1 protein-coding gene is annotated in these 865 nt (G+C 62.9%); it reads left to right on the plus strand.

What is annotated here, in order from left to right; all coding sequences use genetic code 11:
• A partial coding sequence (locus tag EN893_RS35945) for a Xaa-Pro peptidase family protein (protein ID WP_164901487.1) occupies positions 1-700 on the plus strand: 700 nt, incomplete at its 5' end.
• Between the last annotated feature and the right edge of the window lie 165 nt (positions 701-865).

Raw genomic sequence — 865 nt, forward strand, 5'->3', positions numbered from 1 at the left:
GTTCAACAGTCCGGCCGAGATCGCCAAGGCCGAGAAGGCCGCCAATCTCTCCGACGACGCGCTCGACGCGGCGCTGCCGCTGATCAAGCAAGGTGGCGACGAAGCCCTGATCCTGGCCGCCATGCAGGGTGCGATCTTTGCCGGCGGCGGCGACTATCCGGCCAACGAATTCATCATCGGCTCCGGCGTCGATGCGCTGCTGTGCCGCTACAAGGCCGGCCGCCGCAAGCTCACCAAAAATGACCAGCTGACGCTCGAATGGGCCGGCGTCTTCAACCACTACCACGCACCGATGATGCGCACGGTGCTGACCGGCAAGGTGTCGAAGCGCCATCAGGAATTGTTCGACGCCGCCCGCGCGGCACTCCTGGCTGTCGAAAAGGCGATGACGCCGGGCAACAGCTTCGGCGACGTCTTCGATGCGCATGCCCGCACCATGGAGGCACACGGCCTGACCAAGCACCGGCTGAACGCCTGCGGCTATTCGGTCGGCGCCCGCTTCACCCCGTCCTGGATGGACATGCCGATGTTCTACCAGGGCAATCCCGAACCGATCGCGCCCAACATGACGCTGTTCGCCCATATGATCATCATGGACTCCGATACCGAGACGGCGATGACGCTTGGCCGCACCTACCTGACCACCGAATCCCAGCCCAAGCCGCTGTCCCGCCATGATCTCGACTTGATCGTACAGTGAATCCACAATGGGAGGCGTTCTTCGCCAAGGAGTTAGAAGGCAAATGAGACGATCGCATGTGACGACCGTGTCATTGCTTGTGGCATTGGCTCTTGCCGCCTGCACCAACGCAAAGGACGTGCTCGAACCGTCGGCGATCACTCCGCCGGCGACGTCGACCCAGAC

Origin of the sequence: Mesorhizobium sp. M7A.F.Ca.CA.004.04.2.1 (genome assembly GCF_004022825.1) — a bacterium.
Lineage (GTDB): Bacteria > Pseudomonadota > Alphaproteobacteria > Rhizobiales > Rhizobiaceae > Mesorhizobium.